This window comes from Akkermansia sp. UBA7090 (assembly GCF_002493465.1).
In the GTDB taxonomy this organism is placed as follows: Bacteria; Verrucomicrobiota; Verrucomicrobiia; order Verrucomicrobiales; family Akkermansiaceae; genus Akkermansia; species Akkermansia muciniphila_A.
In genome coordinates this window covers 127,676-149,162 of the sequence record NZ_DKYW01000019.1, presented here as the reverse complement: position 1 = coordinate 149,162, position 21,487 = coordinate 127,676, and the positions used below count along the sequence as shown (strand labels likewise).

At 58.0% G+C, this 21,487-nt stretch carries 14 protein-coding genes and 1 tRNA gene; 7 read left to right on the top strand and 8 right to left on the bottom strand.

The genetic code is table 11. From position 1 onward, the window contains the following. The first annotated feature begins 52 nt into the window (after positions 1 to 52). Positions 53 to 1,264 (top strand): phosphoglycerate kinase, encoded by a 1,212-nt coding sequence (locus tag B3075_RS07375; protein WP_094135361.1) that lies wholly within the window; start codon positions 53 to 55, stop codon positions 1,262 to 1,264. A 245-nt stretch (positions 1,265 to 1,509) separates the two neighbouring features. Next, positions 1,510 to 2,490, top strand: coding sequence for a hypothetical protein (locus tag B3075_RS07370; RefSeq protein WP_290489128.1), 981 nt, complete (start codon positions 1,510 to 1,512; stop codon positions 2,488 to 2,490). A 150-nt stretch (positions 2,491 to 2,640) separates the two neighbouring features. Here the strand turns inward: B3075_RS07370 and B3075_RS07365 are convergent, their stop codons facing one another. Beyond that, a complete protein-coding gene (locus B3075_RS07365; RefSeq protein ID WP_290489130.1) occupies positions 2,641 to 4,575 on the bottom strand; it encodes a glycoside hydrolase family 97 protein in 1,935 nt (644 codons plus the stop codon). Between the two features lie 378 nt (positions 4,576 to 4,953). Here B3075_RS07365 and B3075_RS07360 point away from each other — a divergent pair, with 378 nt between their 5' ends. After that, the gene (locus tag B3075_RS07360; protein ID WP_290489132.1) at positions 4,954 to 7,470 is read left to right on the top strand and encodes a protein kinase domain-containing protein; all 2,517 of its coding nucleotides are present in this window, start codon (positions 4,954 to 4,956) and stop codon (positions 7,468 to 7,470) included. Positions 7,471 to 7,627: 157 nt separating this feature from the next. On the opposite strand, the gene mfd is transcribed toward B3075_RS07360, so the two are convergent. The 4 genes from mfd to B3075_RS07340 all read right to left on the bottom strand — a co-directional run bounded on the left by mfd (position 7,628) and on the right by B3075_RS07340 (position 15,723). Further along, complete coding sequence (mfd, locus tag B3075_RS07355) at positions 7,628 to 10,804, bottom strand: transcription-repair coupling factor (protein WP_290489134.1); 3,177 nt, start codon at positions 10,802 to 10,804, stop codon at positions 7,628 to 7,630. A 127-nt stretch (positions 10,805 to 10,931) separates the two neighbouring features. Then, a complete protein-coding gene (locus tag B3075_RS07350; RefSeq protein ID WP_290489136.1) occupies positions 10,932 to 12,143 on the bottom strand; it encodes an SHD1 domain-containing protein in 1,212 nt (403 codons plus the stop codon). Positions 12,144 to 12,151: 8 nt separating this feature from the next. Further along, complete coding sequence (locus tag B3075_RS07345) at positions 12,152 to 14,698, bottom strand: MFS transporter (protein WP_290489138.1); 2,547 nt, start codon at positions 14,696 to 14,698, stop codon at positions 12,152 to 12,154. A gap of 41 nt (positions 14,699 to 14,739) precedes the next feature. Next, positions 14,740 to 15,723 (bottom strand): Kelch repeat-containing protein, encoded by a 984-nt coding sequence (locus B3075_RS07340; protein ID WP_290489139.1) that lies wholly within the window; start codon positions 15,721 to 15,723, stop codon positions 14,740 to 14,742. 129 nt (positions 15,724 to 15,852) lie between these two features. Here B3075_RS07340 and B3075_RS07335 point away from each other — a divergent pair, with 129 nt between their 5' ends. Further along, the gene (locus B3075_RS07335) at positions 15,853 to 16,689 is read left to right on the top strand and encodes a hypothetical protein (protein ID WP_290489141.1); all 837 of its coding nucleotides are present in this window, start codon (positions 15,853 to 15,855) and stop codon (positions 16,687 to 16,689) included. Between the two features lie 94 nt (positions 16,690 to 16,783). On the opposite strand, the gene B3075_RS07330 is transcribed toward B3075_RS07335, so the two are convergent. Further along, positions 16,784 to 17,617 (bottom strand): histidinol-phosphatase, encoded by an 834-nt coding sequence (locus B3075_RS07330; protein ID WP_290489143.1) that lies wholly within the window; start codon positions 17,615 to 17,617, stop codon positions 16,784 to 16,786. Between the two features lie 120 nt (positions 17,618 to 17,737). Between B3075_RS07330 and B3075_RS07325 the strand changes: the two genes are divergently transcribed. Beyond that, positions 17,738 to 18,829 (top strand): phosphate acyltransferase, encoded by a 1,092-nt coding sequence (locus B3075_RS07325; RefSeq protein WP_094135351.1) that lies wholly within the window; start codon positions 17,738 to 17,740, stop codon positions 18,827 to 18,829. Here the strand turns inward: B3075_RS07325 and tilS are convergent. Both tilS and B3075_RS07315 read right to left on the bottom strand, forming a co-directional pair. Continuing rightward, positions 18,783 to 19,790 carry a tRNA lysidine(34) synthetase TilS gene (gene tilS, locus B3075_RS07320; RefSeq protein WP_290489145.1) on the bottom strand — a complete coding sequence of 336 codons (1,008 nt, stop codon included), beginning with the start codon at positions 19,788 to 19,790 and terminating at the stop codon, positions 18,783 to 18,785. The genes B3075_RS07325 and tilS overlap by 47 nt on opposite strands. Positions 19,791 to 19,893: 103 nt before the next feature. Further along, a complete protein-coding gene (locus B3075_RS07315) occupies positions 19,894 to 20,169 on the bottom strand; it encodes a type B 50S ribosomal protein L31 (protein WP_035196558.1) in 276 nt (91 codons plus the stop codon). Positions 20,170 to 20,265: 96 nt separating this feature from the next. On the opposite strand from B3075_RS07315, the gene B3075_RS07310 reads away from it, so the two are divergent. After that, complete coding sequence (locus tag B3075_RS07310; protein WP_290489151.1) at positions 20,266 to 21,195, top strand: hypothetical protein; 930 nt, start codon at positions 20,266 to 20,268, stop codon at positions 21,193 to 21,195. Positions 21,196 to 21,326: 131 nt separating this feature from the next. Then, positions 21,327 to 21,402: transfer RNA gene (locus tag B3075_RS07305), tRNA-Phe, on the top strand. Positions 21,403 to 21,487 lie beyond the last annotated feature (85 nt).

Sequence of the window (21,487 nt, the reverse complement as noted above, 5' to 3'; positions counted from 1 at the left end):
GGCAGAAATGCCCTCCCTTTTTTATTCATTGAACCAAACAATATAAACCGATATGGCTAAACTTACTGTTCGCGACCTTGACGCCAAGGGAAAGGAAGTCCTCATGCGCGTGGATTTCAACGTCCCTCTCAAGGATGGGGAAATTACCAATGACGCCCGCATCGTGGCCGCTCTCCCCACCATCAAGTTCCTGCTGGACCAGGGCGCCCGCCTCGTCCTTACCTCTCATCTGGGCCGTCCCAAAAACGAACCCGATCCCGCTTTTTCCCTGAAGCCCGTTGCCGCCCGCCTTTCCGAATTGCTCGGCAAGGACGTGAAATTCGTCCCCGCCGCCATCGGACCGGAAGCGGAAGCCGCCCGCGCCGCCATGAAAGACGGCGATGTAGTCCTGCTGGAAAATGTCCGTTTTTATCCCGGTGAAAAGAAAAACGATCCGGAATTCGCCAAGTCCCTGCTGGGCAATGCCACGCTGTTCGTGAACGACGCGTTCGGCACAGCCCACCGCGCCCACGCTTCCACGGAAGGCGTGACGCATTTTGCGGAAAAGAGCGCCATGGGCTTCCTGATTGAACGTGAACTGGAATATCTGGAAGGCAAGCTGGAAAACCCGGAAAAGCCCTTTGTGGTGATTATGGGCGGCGCCAAGGTGTCCGACAAGATTGAAGTGCTCTCCAAACTGATGGAGAAGGCTGATACGTTCCTGATTGGCGGCGCCATGGCCAACACGTTTTTGGCTGCTGAAGGGTATGACCTGGGCGCTTCCAAGATTGAAGGGGACAAGCTGGACCTGGCCCGGGAAATTCTGGAGACGGCCAAGGCCAAGGGCGTGAAGTTCCTGCTTCCCGCAGACGTGCGCGTAGCCATGAAGTTTGAAGACGGCGCCGAAACCTTCTGCACGGCTCCCTTTGCTGAAGGCGGCAAGGTGCCGGAAGGCGGCATGGCCATCGACATCGGCGACAAAGCCATTGAAGAGTTCTCCGCCATCATCAAGGATGCCAGGACCGTTCTGTGGAACGGCCCGATGGGCGTGTTTGAAATGGACTGCTTCGCCAAGGGAACCAAGGAAGTCGCGGAAGCCCTGGCGGATTCCTCCGCCATTTCCATCGTAGGCGGCGGCGATTCCGTGACGGCGGCCAAGAAGTTCAAGGTACAGGATAAGCTTTCCTTCTGTTCCACGGGCGGCGGCGCTTCCCTGGAACTGCTGGAAGGCAAGGTTCTTCCCGGTGTGGGGGCCCTGACCGACAAGTGCTGCTGCGGCAAGTAACCGTTTATGGCCGGGCGGATGGTTTTCCGCCCGGCGTTCAGAATGGTTTTTTCATTCCCCGCGCCCGTTTTCGGGCGCGGGGATTTTTGACTTGCCGGCTTTCATTGAAAAAGAGCCTGGAAATTCTGCGGGTCCGGAGTTTTGAAGAAGGGGGCATCCCCTCTCATGCCGTCTTTCCGTTCCGGAAAGGAAGACCGTCTTTTTTGAGCTTGCCCTTCATATGGTCCTTGCTAGGCTGAATATATATGAGACTGCTGCATTGTTTTCTGGCTGCCCTTTGGTGGTGTTCTCCCGCGCCGGCTGAGGACATTTCCGCTGCGGAGAAGGCGGAATATGGCGGGTATCCCGGACGGTACGTGCTTTTGGATTCTTCCTCACGGGACCGGCAGAGCCTGTCCACTCCCGTAGCTGTCTATGTCCATGACAATGGGGTGGAAGCAGCTCTTATTGGCGCTATTCACGTGGCGGAGCCGGAATATTACGACCGGCTGAACAAGTTGTTCGGCAGGTACGACGTGCTGCTTTTTGAAATGGTTGGCGGGGAGGGGCTCAGGCGGGAGGAGGAGTTGCGCCGCAGGATAGACCGCAGCAAGCCGCTGGGGGGACTGACGCTGGAAGAGGCGCGGGAATGGAACCGGATCGTGGAATGGAGGAAGAAAGGCGAGCAGGAAGAAAAGTCTTTTCTGATGGGGCTGCTGGGGGGCGCCTACCAGGAATTGAGCGACATGTTGGGGCTTCAGACCCAGCGTCAGGGCATTGATTATTCCGCAGCTCATTTCGTCCATGCGGATATGACGATGGATGAATTCCGCAAGGCGCAGGCCAGGAAGGGCGAAAGCATCGCCGGCCTGATGCTTAAATCCGTTTTGTCCTCTCTGGTGGAGAAAACCGGGACGAACCGGGCCGATGAATGGGGGCTGATGGCGGATTTCCTGGCCGGAAATAAAACGGGGCTGAAGAATAAGCTGATGGGCATGATGGCCAATGCTCCTCATGATTTGGAGGATACCGTGATTCTGGAAGGACGGAATGCCAAGTGCATGGAAGTGTTTGACTATTGGAGCGGCAAAGGGGTGCGCAGGATAGGCATTTTTTACGGAGCGGCACATCTTCCCGGCCTGCATGGCGCGCTTCTGGAACGCGGATACCGTCTCCGGGAGGTGCGCTGGCTTCCGGCGTGGAGCACTAAGGAAGAGTGCGCGGACGGGAAGAGCGGGGAAGCCTGATTTTTGTTCCGCCTTTACCGGTTTTTCCGGAGCGGACGGAGCAACGGCGGATAAACATGGTTTTCCGCCGCGCCGCCCCTTAAAAAGGAGAAAAAAGGGGGAGCTCCTTTTTCTCCCTGGGGCAGGATGCCGCTTGCCGGGGAGGAGGAACTACTTTTCAGCAGGAGTCAGTCGGGCGATCCCTCCGCCTTTGATACGCATGGTGAAGGAAAGAGCATTTCCGGAAGCGGCTTTCCGGGTTTCTACGCTCCAACCGTCATTTTTTTCCGCCAGATCCCGGAGAACAGTGGCCCGGTACGCCGTGTTTTTGTCCAGAAAATCCAGAGGAATGGAAATGGTGCGCTCCCTGTCGTCCCCGTTCATCAGAGCGATATACCATTGGTTCCCTGAACGCCGGGCGAAGGCGGCGCATTTCCCGATGGCGGACGGCGGCAGGACGACGGTTTCATCCCATACGGAAGGGATGTTCCGGACAACTTCCCGTTCAGGAGAGCCCTTCGGGAAAGCAGCTTCCATGTCCGCAGGGTTGGAAACCCAGTGGAGAATGGGGGATGTGTAAATGATGTTGGCCGCCATTTGGAGGGCCCAGGATGAGCCGCGCAGCTTGGGGCCGTGGCCGAAATAGCCTCCCGTGAAATCGGCGTGGCCGGAGACCAGGCGGGTGAAGGGCAGCGCACAGTAATGCTGCCCGCCTATGGCGCCCCAGATGTTCTGTTCTCCTCCGTAGATGCCTTCCCGGCTCATTTCGTGAGGCCAGGAGCGTTCCTCCCCCGTAGGGGTGTTGGCCCCGTGGAAGTTGACCATGAGCTTGTTTTTCGCCAGATTTTCCGCTACGGCGTCGTAGAAGGCCAGGCGATCCCGGGAGGCGGAGTCCATGAAGTCTATCTTGATCCCTTTGATGCCCGTTTTGGCGAGCTCGCCGAAAAAGCTGCGCATGCTTTCCCAGTTGTTGGCGGGGTTGTTGACGTCTGACCACCGCACCCATACCCAGATGCCTACGTGTTTGCCGGCGGCGTAGCCGGCCAGCCTGGCCAGTTTGCCCATGCTTTCCGGGAGGGATGGCCCCCATTTTTTCCACCCTTCGTCAACGAGGTGGTATTCCCAGCCGAATTCGGCAGCCATATCGACAAAAGCGTATTGGTCGTTTTCCAGGACGTTCCCGCGGTCCCACCAGGTCCAGGTAGAGCGGCCCGGCCTGATCCAGGAGGCTTTGGAGCCTTCCGGAAAAAGGTTCCTGTCCGGTTCCGGAGCCAGGGAAGGGATGAGGTCATTCCGGACCAGCCCGTCAAGGTCGTCATTCACCAGGATGACGCGCCAGGGCATTTCCGCGGATGAAGGGGCGGAAAAGCCGCCGGGGTCCTGAAAATATACCGCACGGCATGCGCCATCCTGAAGGGAGAATTTGATGCCGCTCCATTGCCTGTTGAAGTTGGCGGCCTCCTGTATGAGCGCAACTCCTCCACCCGGCAGTTCCGTCGTAACCGGCATGGTACGGATATAGCTGCGGGGATTGCCGGGATCTTTTTTGAAATCCGTTATTCTGGAAGGGGCCCAGACTCCTTCGCAGGGGCCCAGGGCGGAGGCCGCGTCCTGGGTCCACAGGACGGTTTTTTCCGGAAAGGCGAAGGAAGTTTTTTCTTCACTGATGTTCAGTGAGGGGGCGTTCTTCACGTCTTCCGTCCATTCATAGCGGAAGGCGACCCCGTTGTTGAAGACGCGGGCGCGGAGCCGGAGGGAGGAGTTGTTCCCGGAAACCACATATTCATTGAAACGGACGGAGGCGGAAGGGTATTTGCCGCGCGTTTCGAAGGTGTCGCAAACGTTGTTTTTCACTTTTTCCACGTTCCATCCCGTGACGCCTCCGGCAAGGTCTTTTCCATTCACGACGATGCCAAGGCCGGACGGTTCCAGAACCGTTTTGCCGCCTTTTTTCAGGGAATGAGCGGCCTGGCCGCCCGCATGGAGCATCCAGGACAGCTGCCCGTCCGGAGAGGGCAGAGTGACGTGCGTTTCCGCCGCCTGTCCTGCGCCCGGCAGGAGGCATCCTGCCATACCGCTGATGATGAAGAGGGATTTTACAAGCATATCTTTGCCGGAATACGTCCGTTGTTGTCCGTTTATTACAAAATGACGTCTTGATGGGAGGCATCCGCGAATTTTCTTTCCGGAATGGTCCTCCTGCCGGGCTGCTTTCCGGTCCGCTTCATGGAAGGGGGGAGCCGCACGAGGAGATGGGAGATGACGATATTTTATTTCCTGTTCAATATGTTATGCGAAAATACCTGAAACAGTGACAGTCAGAATAATAATCTTTACAAAGCTGCCGGGAAAGATAATAATGGCGCTACTGATAGGTTGGTAGCGATGGGAAGTGACGGCTCAGATAGTGAACCCGGTTTTCACCATGCGGAAATTCCGGGCAAAGATGCCCGTCCGCATAGTGTTTCCGAACATGAATCCAAATTGACTCCTCCCGAGTCCTGGGACGAGTCTTCCGTTTATTCCAAGGAACTCCCGGACGGAGCGACATTGGGGCATTATAAAATTTTGAAGGTGCTGGGAAGCGGCGGATTCGGAATTACCTATCTGGTCCGCGACATGATGTTGAAGAGGAAAGTGGTTCTGAAAGAAAATTTCCCCTCCACCTATGCCTACAGGGATCCGTTTACGGGGCGCGTAGTTCCCAATAACGGAAATGACGCCGAGTCTTTCAAATGGACGCTTTCCAACTTTTTGAATGAGGCCCGCATTCTTGCGCGGCTGGATTCCCCCAGCATCGTCCGGGTGCTTTCCATCTTTGAGTGCAACGGAACGGCTTATTTCTCCATGGATTATATTCAGGGGCTTCCCCTGGATTATCTGGGAGAGCAACAGCTGCTGGACGGGAACTGTTACTCCGAGCCCAAGTTGAAAGGATTGCTGGTGCACATCCTCCAGACTTTGGACTACCTGCATAAAAAGGGGATTTGCCACAGGGACATCAAGCCGGGAAATATCCTGCTTACGCAGGAAGGGAATCCCGTGCTCATTGACTTTGGCGCGTCACGCCATATAGAGAGCAATTATACTCAGACCGTTCTGGCGACTCATGGGTTTTCTTCTCCGGAACAGGCTCTGGGCAGAAAGGATTTAGGGCCCTGGAGTGACCTTTATTCCCTGGGCGCCACGTTTTATTCCCTGCTGAAGGGCGTTGCGCCGCCCAGAGGGGAGGAACGGCTGGTCAACGACACCATGCAGCCGCTGGCCGCCTCCTCTGAGCTTTTCGCCAATTATTCGAGGAAGTTTCTGAAAACCATAGACAAGGCCCTCTCCCCCCAGGTAGAAGACCGCTATAAGTCCGCGGAAGCGTGGATTAAGGATCTGGGAGTTGATGGAGGCGCCATTTCAACTATTCAGTTTTCTCCTGAGGAGTTCAAGTCCGCCCGCAAGCGTTTTTTCAATCTGTTCGCCTTATCCTCTTCCCGCTTCATGTCGGAAGGGCAAGGAAAAATGGGGACGGGCTGGAGGAGGGTATTTGGTGGTTTTCTTGTTATCGGCCTTCTTGGCGCGGCTCTGGGCTACTTTGTTTATGACTGGGGAAAGAAGTCGGATGAGGGAGATTTTACCAGCATCATGTCCACGGCCATTCCCCAGATTATTTCAGAGTCAAGGGATGTGTCATTTCTGAGATCCATGGATCATTTTGACGTCAGGCTGGACAGTCCGTCTTTATCGCGTCATGCCCTTCCATCCGTGCTGCCCGACCGCTTTTCACTCGCATGCGTTCATTTGAGGGCGCTTCAGGAAGACAAAATGTGCCCTCCCCTGTATCTGACCATACGTGATGAGGACGGAAAACTGGTTTCCCGGTCGTTTAACGGCTTTTCCTTCACCCTGATTGAAAGCCCGACGCTTACCGGTTTCCGCTTTGTGGATCTTCCGGCGCTGGAGGTGGATGTCCCTTACAGGTTCAGTTTTGAGACCAAGGATAATGTCCCCCATCCGCTGAAGATTGTTTCTTCCCAGGCTACGACGCTGGAAAGCGGGGAAGTCCTGAAGCCCCATTTCAGATTCATTTGCACGGCGTATGATCCCGAGGTGAGAGCTTCCCTGGACAGTCCGGAGAACAGAAAGCTCCGGGAAATTCTTCTCGCTTCCCGGAAAAGGAACCGCACGGAAATCGATTCCATCGTGCTGACGGAACAGGAGAAGGTCCAGTTGAAGAAATTCGCCAAGGCCGGATATCCCGCCGCCCAGTATAAAATGGCCCGGCTTATTTTTGAACGGGATGGAAGATACGGTCAGGAAGGGGGCGTCTGGCTTTACAAGGCGGCCATGGGCGGCTTTATTGTGGCTCAGCGGGATCTGGCGTTTCTTCTTATAGGCGGGAAGGAGTTTTTCCCGGATCTGCTTCAGTGTCCGGTCAGCCTGTCCCAGAATTATTCCCAGGCGGTGGATTTGCTTTTGATGTCTTTTATGGCGCAGGAGCCTTCCGTCCTGTATATGCTGGGCATTTTGTATTCCCAGGGATGGGGAGTGGATTATTCCGCGGATATGGTCAGGCGGGTGTCCAAGCTGCTGGCAGGTTCCGGTTACGATTTGTCGCGCCTCACTTTGTCGGCCCCCATTTTAGCCCATTGGGAGCTTCTGGGACAGCAGGAGAGAGCTTATACGCGGATGCGCTGCACCATTCCCGGCAGGAAGATAAATCAATTTTCAGGGGTGCGTCTGGTTCGGACTTCCAAGGAGGGAGGAAGCTGCCTGATTGACAAGGTGATCCTTTTGAGGGACGGGCAGGAAGTGATGTCCCGTTCTTTCTATAAGGATCTTACCTGGGAATCTCCTGTTCTGGAGGTGCCCATGAACATGGAAGATTACGCGAAGGATGTGGATGATTCCGAGTGGTCGATCGAAGTGATCATGGCTCCGGCCAATACGTCCGGCATCATGGAAATGATGAAAAAGAAGGAGCTTTCCGGCGAGAAAGAGCCGCAGGGCTGACGGAAAGGCCGCGGCGGGCTGCCGGTTGTACCGGTTCATATGCAAGTTTCATGTTCCCGCCGGAAGCGTGGCCCTGGCATGGCAAAGGCGGGAGCCGGTGTTACGGGGGATGATGTTTCCCTTGGACAGGTCCGGCCCGGGGATGGCCGCAGCGGCGTTAAATGTTCTTCAGCATGTCCAGCGTTTCCCGGAGTTTGTCCGCGGGCGCGGCGCTTGCCAGCCGCGGGAATTTGTTGGACAGCAGGATGAAATCCCCGTTCCTGGTGAGCATCAGGCGCTGTCCGCTGATTTCCACCATGGAGATGTTGGCCCGGGATGCCAGGATTTTGATTTTGTGGGAATCCAGCAGGTGGCGCACCGTTTCCGGCGCGGGGCCGAAGCGGTCTTCCCAGGCGCGGAGCAGATTGTCCGCTTCCTTAAGGGTACGGACGGCGGCCAGATCCTTGTAGGCGGAGATGCGCAGGGACGCGTCGCTGATGTATTCCCTGGGAAGGAAGGCTCCCAGAAAGTCTTTGCGGGATTTGGCGGCGAACTGCGTTTCGCTGTTGACGATGAAGTCCGTCCTTAGAGCCGCATCCGGACGGGGGGCCGTGTGTTTGCCCTGCATCTGGGCGATGGATTGCTGGAGGAGCTGGCAATACAGGTCAAAGCCTATGGCGGCGATGTGGCCGCTCTGCTGGGTGCCCAGCAGGTTGCCCGCACCGCGTATTTCCAGGTCCCTCATGGCAATTTTGAAGCCGGAACCCAGTTCCGTGTACTGTTTGATGGCGGAGACGCGTTTGCGGGCGTCTCCCGTGGTGGCGGCGGATCTGGGGAGCATGAGGTAGGCGTAGGCCCGGTGGCCCGCACGGCCCACGCGGCCGCGGAGCTGGTAAAGGTCCGCCAGGCCGAAGCGGTCCGCGCGGTCAATGATGATGGTGTTGGCGTTCGGGATGTCAATGCCGGATTCGATGATGGTGGTGGCCAGCAGGATGTCCGCTTTCCCCTGCACGAAGGTGCGCATGACCTGTTCCAGTTCTTCTTTAGGCATCTGGCCGTGGCCGATGACGATGCGGGCCTTGGGTACCAGGGCCTGGATGCGGTCCCGGAACAGTTCGATGGTTTTCACGCGGTTGTGCAGCAGGAAAATCTGCCCCCCGCGTTCCAGCTCGCGTTCCATGGCCTTTTTCATGATGCGTTCGTCGTAAGGGCACACGCTTGTCTGGACGGGCTGCCGGTTGACGGGCGGCGTCTCAATGGAGCTCATGTCCCGTGCTCCCATCAGGGCAATGTACAGGGTGCGGGGAATGGGCGTGGCGGACAGCGTCAGCACGTCAATTCCCTTGAAGCGTTCCTTGAATTTTTCCTTGTGCCTGACGCCGAAGCGCTGTTCCTCGTCAATGATGACCAGGCCCAGATTTTTCATGGATACGTCATCGGAAATGAGCCGGTGCGTTCCTATGACGATGTCCACGGCTCCCGTTCTGAGCCCTTCCAGCGTGGAGCGGATGTCCGCCGCGCTGCTGAAGCGGCTGAGCATTTCAATACGTACGGGGTATTCGCTCATGCGTTCCTTGAACGTGCGGAAATGCTGTTCCGCCAATACGGTGGTAGGGACCAGCACGGCCGCCTGGCGGCCTCCCGTCACGCATTTGAAGGCGGCGCGGATGGCAACTTCCGTTTTGCCGAAGCCTACGTCCCCGCAGATCAGGCGGTCCATGGGGCGGGTGGATTCCATGTCCGCTTTCGTCTGGGCGATGGCGCGGAGCTGGTCCTGGGTTTCCCGGAAGGGAAAGGAGCTTTCAAATTCCCACATCCATTTGCTGTCCGGGGGGTGGCTGTAGCCTTTTCCTGTCTGGCGTTCCGCCTGGACGTTGAGGAGCTGGGCGGCGTAATCCGCCACGGAGCGTTCAGCGGATTTTTTGGCGCGCTGCCATTTGGAGTCCCCCAGTTTGTTGAGTTCCGGCGTTTTGCTTCCCAGGCCTATGTATCGTGAAACCAGGTGCGCCTGGCTGAGGGGGACGTGCAGGATCGTGTTGTCCCGGTAGAGGATGTTCATTTCCTCGTCTCCGGAGTCAGGGGAGGCGGAAATGTTGATGAATTTGCCGATGCCGTAGCTGGTATGCACCACCAGATCACCGGGATTGATGTCTTTCAGGGATGCCTGCGCGCGTGCCTTGCGCGCCTTGTCTTCCCGGCTGGCGCGGCGGCGCGCCGTAGCGGATTGGTACCTGCCGAACAGTTCCGAGGAAGAGAGGACGGCCGTTTTCGCTTCCGGGATGCTGAACCCTGCCGGAAGTTCTCCGCGAAGAGGGGCGATGGACAGCAGGGCGGGCGTTCCGGCGCAAATGTCCCGGAAGCGTTCTTCCTCCCCTTCATTGGGGAAGAACATGCTGACATTCCATTTCCGGTCCAGCCATTCGCGGATTTGGCGTTCCGCCAGTTCACGGCGCATTTCCTGCATCACGAAGTCCCCCGCCTCAAAGCTGCCCAGGGGGTTGTCATGGATGGCCAGGGAGAAGTCTTCTTCCCCCGCCGCATTTTCCGGGGGGGAGGTGAGGATGCATACGTTCCCCCGTTCCTTGCAGAAGGGGGCCGTAATGACCAGGTCTCCCGGCTTGATCCAGTCCCGCAGGGTCCCCGCGCCCGCGGCCTCCGCCAGAATGAGGTTGACGTGCTCCGCCTTGCGGAAGGAAATCTGGGAATCCACATCAAATTCCCGGATGGATTCAATTTCGTCGTCAAAAAATTCCAGGCGCACGGGGTGGGAGGACTGGAGAGGAAAAACATCCAGAATGCCGCCGCGGCGGGACCATTGCCCGCGGGAAATGACCTGTGGAACACCTTCAAACCCCGCTTCCCCAAACTGCCGTATCAAGTCCTCCGGAGCGTGCGTTTCCCCCGTTTTCAGGGTTATTCCCTGGTTTTGCATGCTGTCGGGAGACGGAACTTCATCGTTCAGGCTGCTTTCCGTCAAAACGATGGTTTGCCCGCCCGCGTGGCCGGAAGAGATGCGGTGAAGGATGTTGAGACGTTCCGCCGCGAGTTCTGGGTCGCCCATTTCCTCTCCCAGGGCCGTTTCTTTTTCCGGAATGAAAAGGAGGTGGGGCACTCCCCAGGTTTCCAGTTGGGCCGCAAGGGCTTCCTGCGCCCGCAAGTGGGGAGCGACCACCCAGGCCCGGGCAGTGTCCGGAAGGGTTCTGATGCACAGGGCCGCTACAAACGGCGCTCCGGGCAGGGAGGTATGGTCGAAGACCGCCTGTTCTTCCGTGCCCAGCTTCGCCAGTTCCCGGTGAAAGGGGGCGGTACGGGCCACCCTGTCCATCAGGGCGGATATGGAAGCTTTTTCTGCCATGCGTGTCTGTGAATCCCTGTTAAGGGAAGTGTGCCGCCTTTCCCTCCCGTGTCAACGGTTTTTCAGGGCACAAACTGTCCTCCGTTTCCCGTCGGGGGGACTGTTTCCACGGCACGCGCGGCACGGTTCAGGAAGAGGAACGGAAGCGGATTTTAACGCCCGCTTTACGCCATTTCTGTTCAATTTCTCTGGCCAGTTCTTCATAGCTCCGTCCGTCAAGGAGGAGCTTTTGAGCTTCCTTTTCACTGGTTCCTGACTGGATGGCTTTCATGTAATTCTTGATGCGCCGGGCATCGCCCTTGCCGTCCATGTGGTAAAAATAGTAGGCCATCAGGGCGGCCAGTCCGTAGTTCAGGTTGGGGTTTTCTTCCGTGAACCGGGAATAGGGCATGTTCATGTAAGCTTCCAGGCCGGGAGCCTCAATGTCATTTCCCAGGGCCCGTCCCCCCGTGTTTTTTTTGCCGTATTCCGTCACGCGGGAGACAATGTGGGAACGGTTGGCCCCGAAGTTGAAGCGGCCTCCGGCGTAGGGCGTCATGCCCATGTATTCCGCGGAGCCTTCGCAAAACCAGCTGGCTTGCTTGGCCTGCGAAGACATGAGCTGGTGCGTCAGTTCATGGATGAGGGTGGAGGCGTCCTTGTCACGGTCAATGACGTAGGTGCTTCCCATGGTTTTGACTCCCAGGGAATCGAACGGAACCAGAATTCTTCCGCGGTCTCCGGGGCGCGTCGTTCCCAGGAAGATGCCCGCCGTGCCTTCGCGTCCGCCGTTTTCCAGATAGGTGCTGAACTTTTCGTACAGGTAGGCGGGGAATTTGGCGGAATCGTCATGGGCAGGGGAGTTCCCTATGGGAAGGGTTTTGTTGGCCAGGTGGGTGGCCTCAAAGAGAAGGCCCAGGCGCTTGATCATGCCGGTTCCCAGCCTGGCGTCGCAGATGAAGCGGAAATGGGGTGTTTCATAAATATATTCTCCCGGTTCCTCCTTGACGGTTTCCACCTTGAAATTATCCGGGCATTTGATGGTCCTGGGCCACGGCAGGTGGTAATTATCCGCCGTATTGGAGGGGAGCGCCCCGCCTTTTTCCTGTTCCGCGATGAAATCCCTGTCTTCCCGGGAAAGCAGGGAGAGGGGAATGGAGACGGTTTGGCCTCCGGAACGTTTCAGCACGGCTTTCTGGCCGTCCATCCTGATGAATTCCGCTTCCAGTTTTTTTCCCTGGAGGCTGGTCCAGGTACGCCCCTGTGCAAGGGGAGTGAGGAACAGGGCGGCCAGGGTTCCCGCCGCCAGGCAGAGGCGCGCGGGCTTTTTCATCAGGAGGAAGACGGGAGGCATGAGCATAGTTGCGGTTAATGTTTGGGACGCGGCAGCATCAGGAGCAGCAGCCCGCAGAACAGCATCAGGCATCCTGCCGCCGCCAGGGTGGTGGTCAGCGGAACGCCCTGGTCCTTGAACCACCCCCCAAAGAAGGAGATGAGGGCGCCCACGCCGGCGGATGTCAGGTTGAGGAGGCCATAGCCGGTTGCGGAATAACGCTCGTCAATATGGGAGCGTAGCACGGGCATGAGGGTGGCGTCCAGCGATCCCTGCGCCAGCCCCTGCGTGGCGACCAGGCCCAGCATGAGCACGAGGGGGACGGTGATGTCCCAGCCGAAGATGCCGGGCAGCAGAGCCAGAACCACCAATGGGCCGGATATGGTGAAGGTGATGCCCGGAACCAGGGCGCGGGCGCGGGCGTTTCTCTTGTACCACATGTCCGCCAGGATGGCGCCTCCCAGCACGGCGACGTATTTGGCCACGGAACTCCACAGCGTGGCGGCGGGGCCCGCTTCCGCGGAGGAGAGCTGATATTTATCCTGAAGCAGGGTGGGATACCAGGTGAGAAGGAACCAGTTCCCGGCGCCGGCAAAGGCCACTACGGCCAGCAGCATCCACATGGGGCGTCCGCTCAGCAGGCTGGAAAGGACGGCCCCGGTGGAAAGCTTGGAAGCGGGTTCCTTGATGACCTGTTCGTCATTGTCCACATTGAGCAGAACCGTTTTTTCCTCCGGTTCGGACGGTTTTTTTGCCAGGGCCGTATCCGCCGGGGCTTTGGACGGGTCTTTCAGGAACAGGATGAGGATGACGGCGTACGCCACGCCGATGAGGCCGAACAGGGCGAACGTCATGCGCCATCCCGTCCATGAAGCCATGGTGGCGCCGAAGCCGGCCACGGCCATGCCTACATAGATGCCGCTCATGTGCAGGCCTGTCGCGATGGAGCGCGTGCTGCCGCGGTGGTAGTCCGTAATCAGGGCCAGGGCGGCGGGGATGTAGAACGCCTCGCTGATGCCCATGGCGCCTCGCGCAATGAGCAGGGAAGTGTAGTCTTCCGCATGGCCGGTCCACCATGTGACCACGGACCAGACGACGAGAGAGCAGAGGATCATCAGCCGGCGGCTGTAGCGGTCTGCCAGAAAGCCGCCCACGGGGCTGAGCAGGGCGTAAATCAGCAGGAAAACGGAGGTGACCATGCCGAACTGGGCTTCCGTCTGCGGAATGTCCCGGACGATGGGTTCATGCAGGGCGGAAAGGAGCTGGCGGTCAAAATAGTTCAGCATGACCACAAACCACAGGACAATGACGGCTACCCAGGCCCACAGGCCCGGCCTGGTGTTCGGGTCCGTGACGGCGGCAACGTTTTTAACGCCGTTGCGCACGGCGGAGACGATGATGAGCGCCAGGACGATGATGGTCAGAATAAGCACGGCGTAATCAACCGTGCTCATTTCAAAGTGGTAACCTGCGTCGGCGGAGGCGTTTGCCGGGGTCCGGACGCCCGGAGCCGTTTCCCCGCTGATGGTCATGATTTCAGACCCCCTGACGATGGCGGGAGCCGTGGCGATGCCCACGGGCCATTCCCCCTGGCGCGTCCATGTGTTTCCGATGACGTCATAAACCAGAATGTCCCGGGACTGCGCCACGGGCGTGGCCGGGTCCGGCGTATTGCCGCGCTTGTCTCCGCCGATCAGGAGAATGGAATTTTCACGCACCGGGGCGGGACCCGCGGCGGCGGCTACGGGCATTCCCGGTCCGGCAGGCTGCTGCCTGCCGGCGGAGCCCCATTTGGAAGGCTCCTTGTCCGTCATGTCGTAGCCGATCATGTCGGAAAGGTACGTCCTGGAGGTTTCTCCGGCGTTATCCCTGGACAGGGAACATCCGCCGATGATGAACAGGGTGCTGTCGCAGACGGCGGCAGTGGAGAGAATGCGGCCCGCTCCGGGGAAAGGAGGCAGGGAAACCCATTTCATTTTATCCGTATCCGGCGTGGTATCCAGCATGTAGATAGTGTTGAGGGCGGTTTCCGGCTGGTCCCGGTCTCTGCCGCCGATGACGAACAGTTTGTTCCCGTGGGCGGCGCATGCGGCTTCCGTCACGGGGACGGGAAGGGGAGGAAGCTTTTCCACGGAGCCGTCCGTTTTGATCAGCAGGGCGTCTTTCAGGATGCCCTGCTCATTATGGCCGCCGGCTACCGCCAGCCCCTTTCCTACGCTGGCAAAAGCGGCGTAACCCAGCGGGACGGGCAATGTCCCCGTCTTGCTCCACTGGCCGTTGCGGAGTTTGAAAATGTCCCGGTAGTAGGTTTTGGGGCCGCGTTCTTCCGGAGTTGAGGCTCCCGGCGCGGCCTGGGGGAAGTTGGAGCCCCCTGCGGCGATGACGGACTGGGCGCCGTCGTTTTCCGTAACAGTTCCGGCTACCATGCCGGCGCGGCCTGCCGGGTCCGGAAGGTCGGGAACAGTTCCGGACGTCCGGACGTCCACGGAAAAGGAGGCGTCAGCGGCCGGGACCGCGATGAGAAGCAGGGCTGCCAGAGCGGAGCCGCAAGCCTTGGAAATTTGGGTTAGAGAACGTGTCATGTGCATATGTTGAGAGGTTTGTAGTTGGATTCCGGGAAAAATCAGGAGAGGGTGACGCTCCACACTTCAGGAGAGCGCCTTCCAGGTTTGAGTTCTCCGTTCACGGCCGCAAAACGGCCCTGCCACGCGCAGCACGGAAGGACTGCTCTGGGCGCGGCGATGGAACCTGCGTCGTGCCATGTCATGTCTGCCGTGTCCAGGCACAGAGATTGGTTGTTGAAGCCGGGATTAGTTTGCGGAGTGTATTTTTTCCCGGAGCCGTCATCCCCCCCAAGCAGGTAAATGACGCCGTTCCCGGAAACCGGGGCCGGAGTAGGGGCTGCGGCAATGGCGTAAGGCATGTCCGGCAGGCGCGTCCATCCGTGTTCCGGGGTATAGCTCCATGCTTCCTTCAGCAATTCCCGGACCTGTTTGCCGTCCTGCTCCCTCAGGCCGATGCCGCCGAGCACGTACAGGGTTCCATCTGTTGCGGCCATTTGATGCAGGAAGCGGCCGCGGCCCGGCAGCGGGTCCTGTTCCAGCCATCCCTGTTCCGGCCGGCGTGTGTCCAGCATGAAGACCCGGTTGGTGCAGTCCTGCTCACCGGGACGTTCACATCCCCCAGTAAGATAGACTTTCCCGTCCAGCACGGCAGCCGCCGTATATGCCAGGGCGATGGGGAGGGAGGGAAAAGGGCGCGTGGTGACAGTGCCGTCCGCGGCGTTCAGCAGGTAAACGTCTTTCCGGTGTCCTTCCCTGTCGCAGCCGCCGATGCACAGCAGGCCTTCCCTGACGCTGGCGGAGGCTCCGTAGGCATAGGGCACGGGCAGTGTTCCGGCCTCTTTCCATGCGTTTTCCTCCGGAGAGAGCGTAAAGACGCGGTCCGTCCATGTTTTGGGCCCCCCTTCAAGCATGGGCTTTTCCGGGAAGTTGGTTCCTCCTGCACAAATCATTATTTCTCCGCAGGTTCCTGCGTACATGCCAGCGAAGCCTTCCGGATCGGGAAGGGAGGGTAAAGGTGTCCAGGATGAAGAATAGCGGCTCATAACGCGTGTAAATGATTACGCCGTATAATAGCAAAAACCGGCGGCTGCGCCAGTATTAACCTCTGGTCCTATTTTTTTGAATAAATTCCTTTCCTCGCGCCTCTTACCAACGTAGAAGAGGTTAATCATATGAAAACCGGGACCCGTTTTTTGATTTTATGCCTCCTGGCTCCTGCCGCCCTGGCGGAAAATATGTCTCTGCGGTCCGGCAGGGTGCTGGAAGACGCCGTGGTGGTGTCTTCCGGAGATGATTTTGTCAATATCCAGTATACGGACGGGGTGGCCAAGGTTTCCTATAAGGATCTGACGGATGCCCAGCAAAGGGATTACAAGATGACGCCGGATGAGGTGAGGGCCAGACTGGAGCAGCGAAGGATGGAGGAAGCGGCGCGCAGAAAGAAAGCGGAAGAAGCCAGGAAGGCGGCCGATGAAGAAGCCAGGAAAATCCGGGAATCCCTGTCTGAGGCGGAGCGGCATCCCCGCTATCTGGAAGGTGCGGATATTTCCCGCATGTTTTTGCTGATGGGGGAACTTACCAGGGTGGAGGCGGAGGTTATGGCTCTGCAGTGGAATGCCCTGGAAGCGGATCGTGTGGGTTTGCCGGAAGACGCCCGCGTTTTCCGCGCAAGGGCGGCATCCTATCAGGAGCAGATAAACGCCATCCGTAAAAGAAGGGAAACCGCGGAACAGTATTGGCAGGATTTGGAAAAGAAATACCTGGCCCTGAAAGACGGAACCCAGAAGAAGATTGCGGATTTGAACAGGCAGGTTTCCCAGTTGCAGGGGGAAGTGAGGGAAGTGGCCAGCCAGCCGAGAACGGAACGCATCATTGTCCCGCCGATTATCAGGACGTGGAATTATCCGCCGCCGCCCGTCATTATCCGGCCCCAGCCGCTTCCTCCGCGTCCCGTGCCTCCGCCTCATCCGAGGCCTTTGCCCACAAAGCCGAGTTTGTACAGAGGTTAAAGAGGCTCCGGAGCATTGCCTTTTCTCCCCATGGGCCTGTGCCGTTTACAGGAAAAAGGCTGCCGGGGCATTCCTTTGCCGTTGAGGGGAAACATCAGATTCCGGGCAGGGGGAATAGTTCCATGCGGCCTTCCCGGAAGGAGGCCAGATTCCTGAACCCTGCCTGCCGGGCCAGTTCCCCGGCCCGCTTGAAATCCCGCCCTACATCCTCCGGCCTGTGGGCGTCCGAGCTGATGGTCAGGGGAATCCCCGCTTCCGCCGCCATTTTCAGGAATTGCCCGTCCGGATATTGTTCGCCGCACTTGTTGTGCCAACCGGCCGTATTAAGTTCCAGACATGCTCCGGATTCCCGCATGGCTTCCAGCGCCGGTTCATAATAACGGCGCAGGTCGCCGGAGGGGCGGAAGCCGAATTTTTTGATCAGGTCCGCGTGTCCCATGATGTGGAACATTCCGGAGGCGGCCATATTCCGGAAGCGCTCCCAATATTGTTCCCACGCGTCCTCCACATCCGTCCGGCGCCAGAAATCCATCCTGTAGGGATTGTCGAATTCCTCCTTTTCCCCCAGGTAATGGACGGAACCGATCAGGTAATCCCATGCGTGCAGGCCCTGCAGGCGCTCTATCCATGGTTCAATGCCGGGAAACCAGTCGCATTCCAGAGCGGAACGGACTGTCAGTCCGTGCGGCGCGGCGCATTCGCGGGCTTCCGTGATCCAGTCCAGGTAGGCCGGCATGTCCGCCTGCTTCATGCGCCAGTCGTCAAAAGGTTCCCCGGGCATCGGGGCATGGTCTGAAATGCCGTATTCCCGGAGCCCGGCACGGACGGCTGCCTGCACATATTCCTGCGGAGTGCCGGAGGCGTGCAGGCACAGGGGGGTATGGGTATGGTAATCGCAGTACATGAAGGGGAATGCCCATGCTAGCATGGCGCGGCGGACGGTTCAACCCGGAGGGATGTCTTTGTTCATTATTTGCCGTCGTTGACTTTATGAGTTGATTTTATGGACAGGATTTTTTAGAGTCGCGTTAAATAGGACACGTGACGTATGAGTGACTGGCAAGGCTTTTCCCCGCTGAATGATTTTACAGGGCCGCTCCTGGATAACCTGAAGCGCCACCCCAAGCGCATTGTTTTTCCGGAAGGGGAGGATGTCCGCGTGCTGCGCGTGTCCCAGCGCTTTGTGGAGGAGCAGGCTGGAGCGCCCATCCTGCTGGGAAGGAAGGAAGTCATCACGAGAATGGCGGAAATGAACGGAATTTCCCTGAAATTCGTCCGCGTCATTGAACCGCAAAAAAGTTCGGATCTTCAGATGTTCTGCGACCGCTATGAACGGGCGGAACAGATGTTCGGCAACGGGTTGCCCATAAACACCCGTGAAATTGTTTCCGAACCGGTTCATTTTGCCGCCATGATGGTGCTTTACGGCCAGGCGGACGCCATTGTGGCCGGGAACATGAAAAGGGTGGCTTCCGTTTTCCGCGCGGTGAACAAGTACCGGCAGGATCCCGTTCCCACCAAGCCTTTGTTTGCCATTTCCATCGTGCTTGTGCCCGAATTTTCCAAAAAATTCGGCGGCCGCGGCGTCTATTTTCTGGCGGATACCGGGGTTAACCCTGAACCCACGGTGGAAAATATGGCCTATTTTGCCGTGGAGACGGCCAAGATGGCCCGCCACATGCTGGGTAAAAGCGTTCGCGTCGCCATGTTGAGCGCGTCCACTTCAGGTTCCGTTCCGGAACTGGCCGCGGACCGTACCAGGGCCGCGGCGGCGCTGGCGAAGAGCATGGTGCAGAAGGATTGCCTGAGCAATGAAATCTCCGTAGAGGGAGAAATCCAGATTGACGCCGCTCTGTCGTCAGATTCCTACAGCGTGCGCGTGCACCGCAATTCCATGCTTCAGCCGAGTGAGGTGTGGGTCTTCCCGACTCTGGATGCTGCGGATATCTCCAAAAAACTGTTGTGCATGATGCCGTCCGTATACAACTACGGCCTTATTCTGGGCGGTCTGCTCTTTCCGATTGCGCAGTTGCCGCGGCTGACGGATGAAGACAGGATGTTCGGCACTGCGCTGGTGGTAGGGAATGAAGCCATTAAATTCCACCTGCTGTATCCGCAGGGGGTTGCTCCGCTTTATTGACCGGGGTAGGCGCGTCCATGACCAGCAGGCGCTTTTCCCTGCGCACGGCCAGTTTCCCGCCGGGCAGGGAAGTCCGGGAAGGGCTGTCTGTATTCAAGATATTGATTACCCGGAGTACGGCGTCTTCCGTCAGGTTCGGAATATGCTGCCGGCGCAGGTAATCATGCACGGCGCATTGTTTCAGCTCCGCAGGAAGCAGGTTGATCTTCGGCAGGAACAGGCGCCCCTGGGGATCTGTCAGGTTCATGGAGTCCAGCGCCTGGGAAAGCGCCGTGCGGATTTGATTTTCCAGACGGCAGGCGCGTGAAAAGGGAAGGCTGGTGTCCCTCTGGAACAGCGCATTCAATTTGGGAATGATTTCATGGCGCAGAACATTCCTGGTATATTCGGCAGACTGGTTGCTGGAGTCCTCCTTCCATGGAATATGGAGATGCTCCAGATAGGCGGTGATATCCTCCCGGGAAAAATCCAGCATGGGGCGTACGACGGTCAATCCGTTGGCCCAAGTGGAGACGGGGGACATGCCGTGAATGCCGGAGGCGCCGCGGCAGAGGTGAAGAAGAGCCGTTTCCTGCTGGTCGTTCCGGTGGTGGGCCAGGGCCACGAACGCCCCCGGATGGCCGGCGGCCCATTTCAGAAACGAGGCCTGCCTGGCTTCCCTGGCCGCTTCTTCAATGGAAATTCCACGGGTATGGGCCATATCGCGGACATGGACGCGTTCCCGGACACAGGGAATACCCAGGGAGGCCGCGTAACAGAGCACAAATGTTTCCTCTTCCTCCGCTTCCGGACGCAGCTGGTGGTTTACATGGCATGCAACCAGGTTGCAGCCCGGCATGCCGGACAGCAGGGAAAGCAGAGCCATGGAGTCCCTTCCCCCGCTGATTCCGGCAAGGACGGGGCGGCCGGAGCGGAGAAGTTCCGCGGACTGGCTGTCAAAACGGTCCGGTGTCAATATCATGCTGCTGCAAGTGAAGCTGGAAAAAGAGAAAAAGAAAAGCCTGCAAATAAAAACCCCGTTTTCCGGAAAGGAAACGGGGCTGAAAAATTGCTGAAGGCAGTTCTTACTTGTTGAGCTTGGGCTTGCCTCCGCTGCGGCGGACGGTGCCGAAACGCTTCTGGAATTTGTCGATGCGGCCTTCCGTGTCCACAAACTGGTTCTTGCCGGTGAAGAACGGGTGGGAATCAGAGGTGATACCGCAGGAAACCACGAAATGTTCAACCCCGTCAATAACTTCCGTCTTGGGGGAACGAACGGTGGAACGGGTGATGAAGCGGCGGCCGGTGGTGATGTCAACGAAAACGACCGGATTATACTGGGGGTGAATATCTTTCTTCATGGTGATGTATTGCGTTTCCGACGCAAGGGGAACGCAAGTATAAATATGTTTTATTGCATGTCAAGCATCCCCGCGTAAAAATAAGGAAGTTTGCACATGACGGTTCGGGAGCTTGCGGAAGGAACGGTTGTGGAGATGATGGGACGGAAAATGGAGCAGGTGTTGAAGAGGCCCCCCTGGTGGGCGTGGTTTTCCCTGATGGGATTGGAAATCCCTTCTGCCGCCATTGCCTGGGCTTTTGCCGTCAGCCAGTCCCATCTGGTGGTGGTTTCCTCCCCCTGGCTGTATCAGTTCCTGTTTGTGGCTGTCTGGTGCGTCAACATGCTGGACCGGGTGCTGAAAATATTCCGGAGCGGTTCCGCCGTGCACACGGATGAATGCCTGCTCTTTGCCAAAAAGCACTGTTTCGTGATCTCCCTGCTCATTATGGTGGCGGCCGTGACGGGGCTTTGGATTATGTTTTTCCAGTTGGGCGTGGTCATTTTCCAATTTGCCTTTCTGCCTGGCGTTTGCAGTCTGCTCTTTCTCTATTTTTCTTCCAACCCTCATCAGAAAGGGATCTTGTCTTCCGGATTCGTCATGGGGGCGTTTTTCGCCGCCGTTTCCTTTGCCACGGGAGCCGGAATACCGGCCTACTTTTACGGGACGGTAGGGGGCGGCTGGGGAGGCCAGCTGTCCGAACCCACCTGGTATCTGGTGGCGCTGGTCATGCTCTGCATGTTCAGCCGCAAACGGTGGAGTGAAGAAGAGGAAGAAGACGGGCGGGATTCCGTTGACCGTGACATGGTATCCCTGGTATGGATGGGGGTGACAGTCATTTACGTCGTATTCTGCCTGGCCGCCGCCGCCAGGGAATACACCGGAGACGCGTGGATTTATTATGGGCTGGCGATGGCGGGGGCATTCATGTTTGTGCTGGACAGGCTGAAGAGGAACATGCCTCCCCTTCTCCTGTACACGCTGTCCTGGGCGGCGCTGATTTTTGCATTGCTGTTGAGCGGTATTCTGGCGCAGGCTTCCTCCTGATTGACCGGACGGATTCCCGCTATGGGGAGGGCAAAATACGGGGAAGTTGAAAAAATAATATTTTGTGGTTGCAATATTGGGAAGAGGATGATAGATTCTGCCCCGCAAGCGCGTTCTGCGTGCAAGCAAGTGGCTCGGTAGCTCAGTCGGTAGAGCAGGGGATTGAAAATCCCCGTGTCGGCGGTTCGATCCCGTCCCGAGCCACCATTTTTTCTCCCATTTCTTAAAATCCCCTTTTTATACGGGAAGTAGCTCAGCCTGGTGGAGCGCCTGCTTTGGGAGCAGGATGTCG

What these genes read in the sequence shown, in the direction of transcription:
- mfd (WP_290489134.1), bottom strand. Translation starts at nt 10,804, where the DNA reads ATGGCAGAAAAAGCTTCCATATCCGCCCTGATGGACAGGGTGGCCCGT.
- B3075_RS07335 (WP_290489141.1), top strand. Translation starts at nt 15,853, where the DNA reads ATGAAAACCGGGACCCGTTTTTTGATTTTATGCCTCCTGGCTCCTGCC.
- B3075_RS07365 (WP_290489130.1), bottom strand. Translation starts at nt 4,575, where the DNA reads ATGCTTGTAAAATCCCTCTTCATCATCAGCGGTATGGCAGGATGCCTC.
- B3075_RS07375 (WP_094135361.1), top strand. Translation starts at nt 53, where the DNA reads ATGGCTAAACTTACTGTTCGCGACCTTGACGCCAAGGGAAAGGAAGTC.
- B3075_RS07315 (WP_035196558.1), bottom strand. Translation starts at nt 20,169, where the DNA reads ATGAAGAAAGATATTCACCCCCAGTATAATCCGGTCGTTTTCGTTGAC.
- tilS (WP_290489145.1), bottom strand. Translation starts at nt 19,790, where the DNA reads ATGATATTGACACCGGACCGTTTTGACAGCCAGTCCGCGGAACTTCTC.
- B3075_RS07310 (WP_290489151.1), top strand. Translation starts at nt 20,266, where the DNA reads ATGACGGTTCGGGAGCTTGCGGAAGGAACGGTTGTGGAGATGATGGGA.
- B3075_RS07370 (WP_290489128.1), top strand. Translation starts at nt 1,510, where the DNA reads ATGAGACTGCTGCATTGTTTTCTGGCTGCCCTTTGGTGGTGTTCTCCC.
- B3075_RS07340 (WP_290489139.1), bottom strand. Translation starts at nt 15,723, where the DNA reads ATGAGCCGCTATTCTTCATCCTGGACACCTTTACCCTCCCTTCCCGAT.
- B3075_RS07345 (WP_290489138.1), bottom strand. Translation starts at nt 14,698, where the DNA reads ATGACACGTTCTCTAACCCAAATTTCCAAGGCTTGCGGCTCCGCTCTG.
- B3075_RS07350 (WP_290489136.1), bottom strand. Translation starts at nt 12,143, where the DNA reads ATGCTCATGCCTCCCGTCTTCCTCCTGATGAAAAAGCCCGCGCGCCTC.
- B3075_RS07330 (WP_290489143.1), bottom strand. Translation starts at nt 17,617, where the DNA reads ATGCTAGCATGGGCATTCCCCTTCATGTACTGCGATTACCATACCCAT.
- B3075_RS07325 (WP_094135351.1), top strand. Translation starts at nt 17,738, where the DNA reads ATGAGTGACTGGCAAGGCTTTTCCCCGCTGAATGATTTTACAGGGCCG.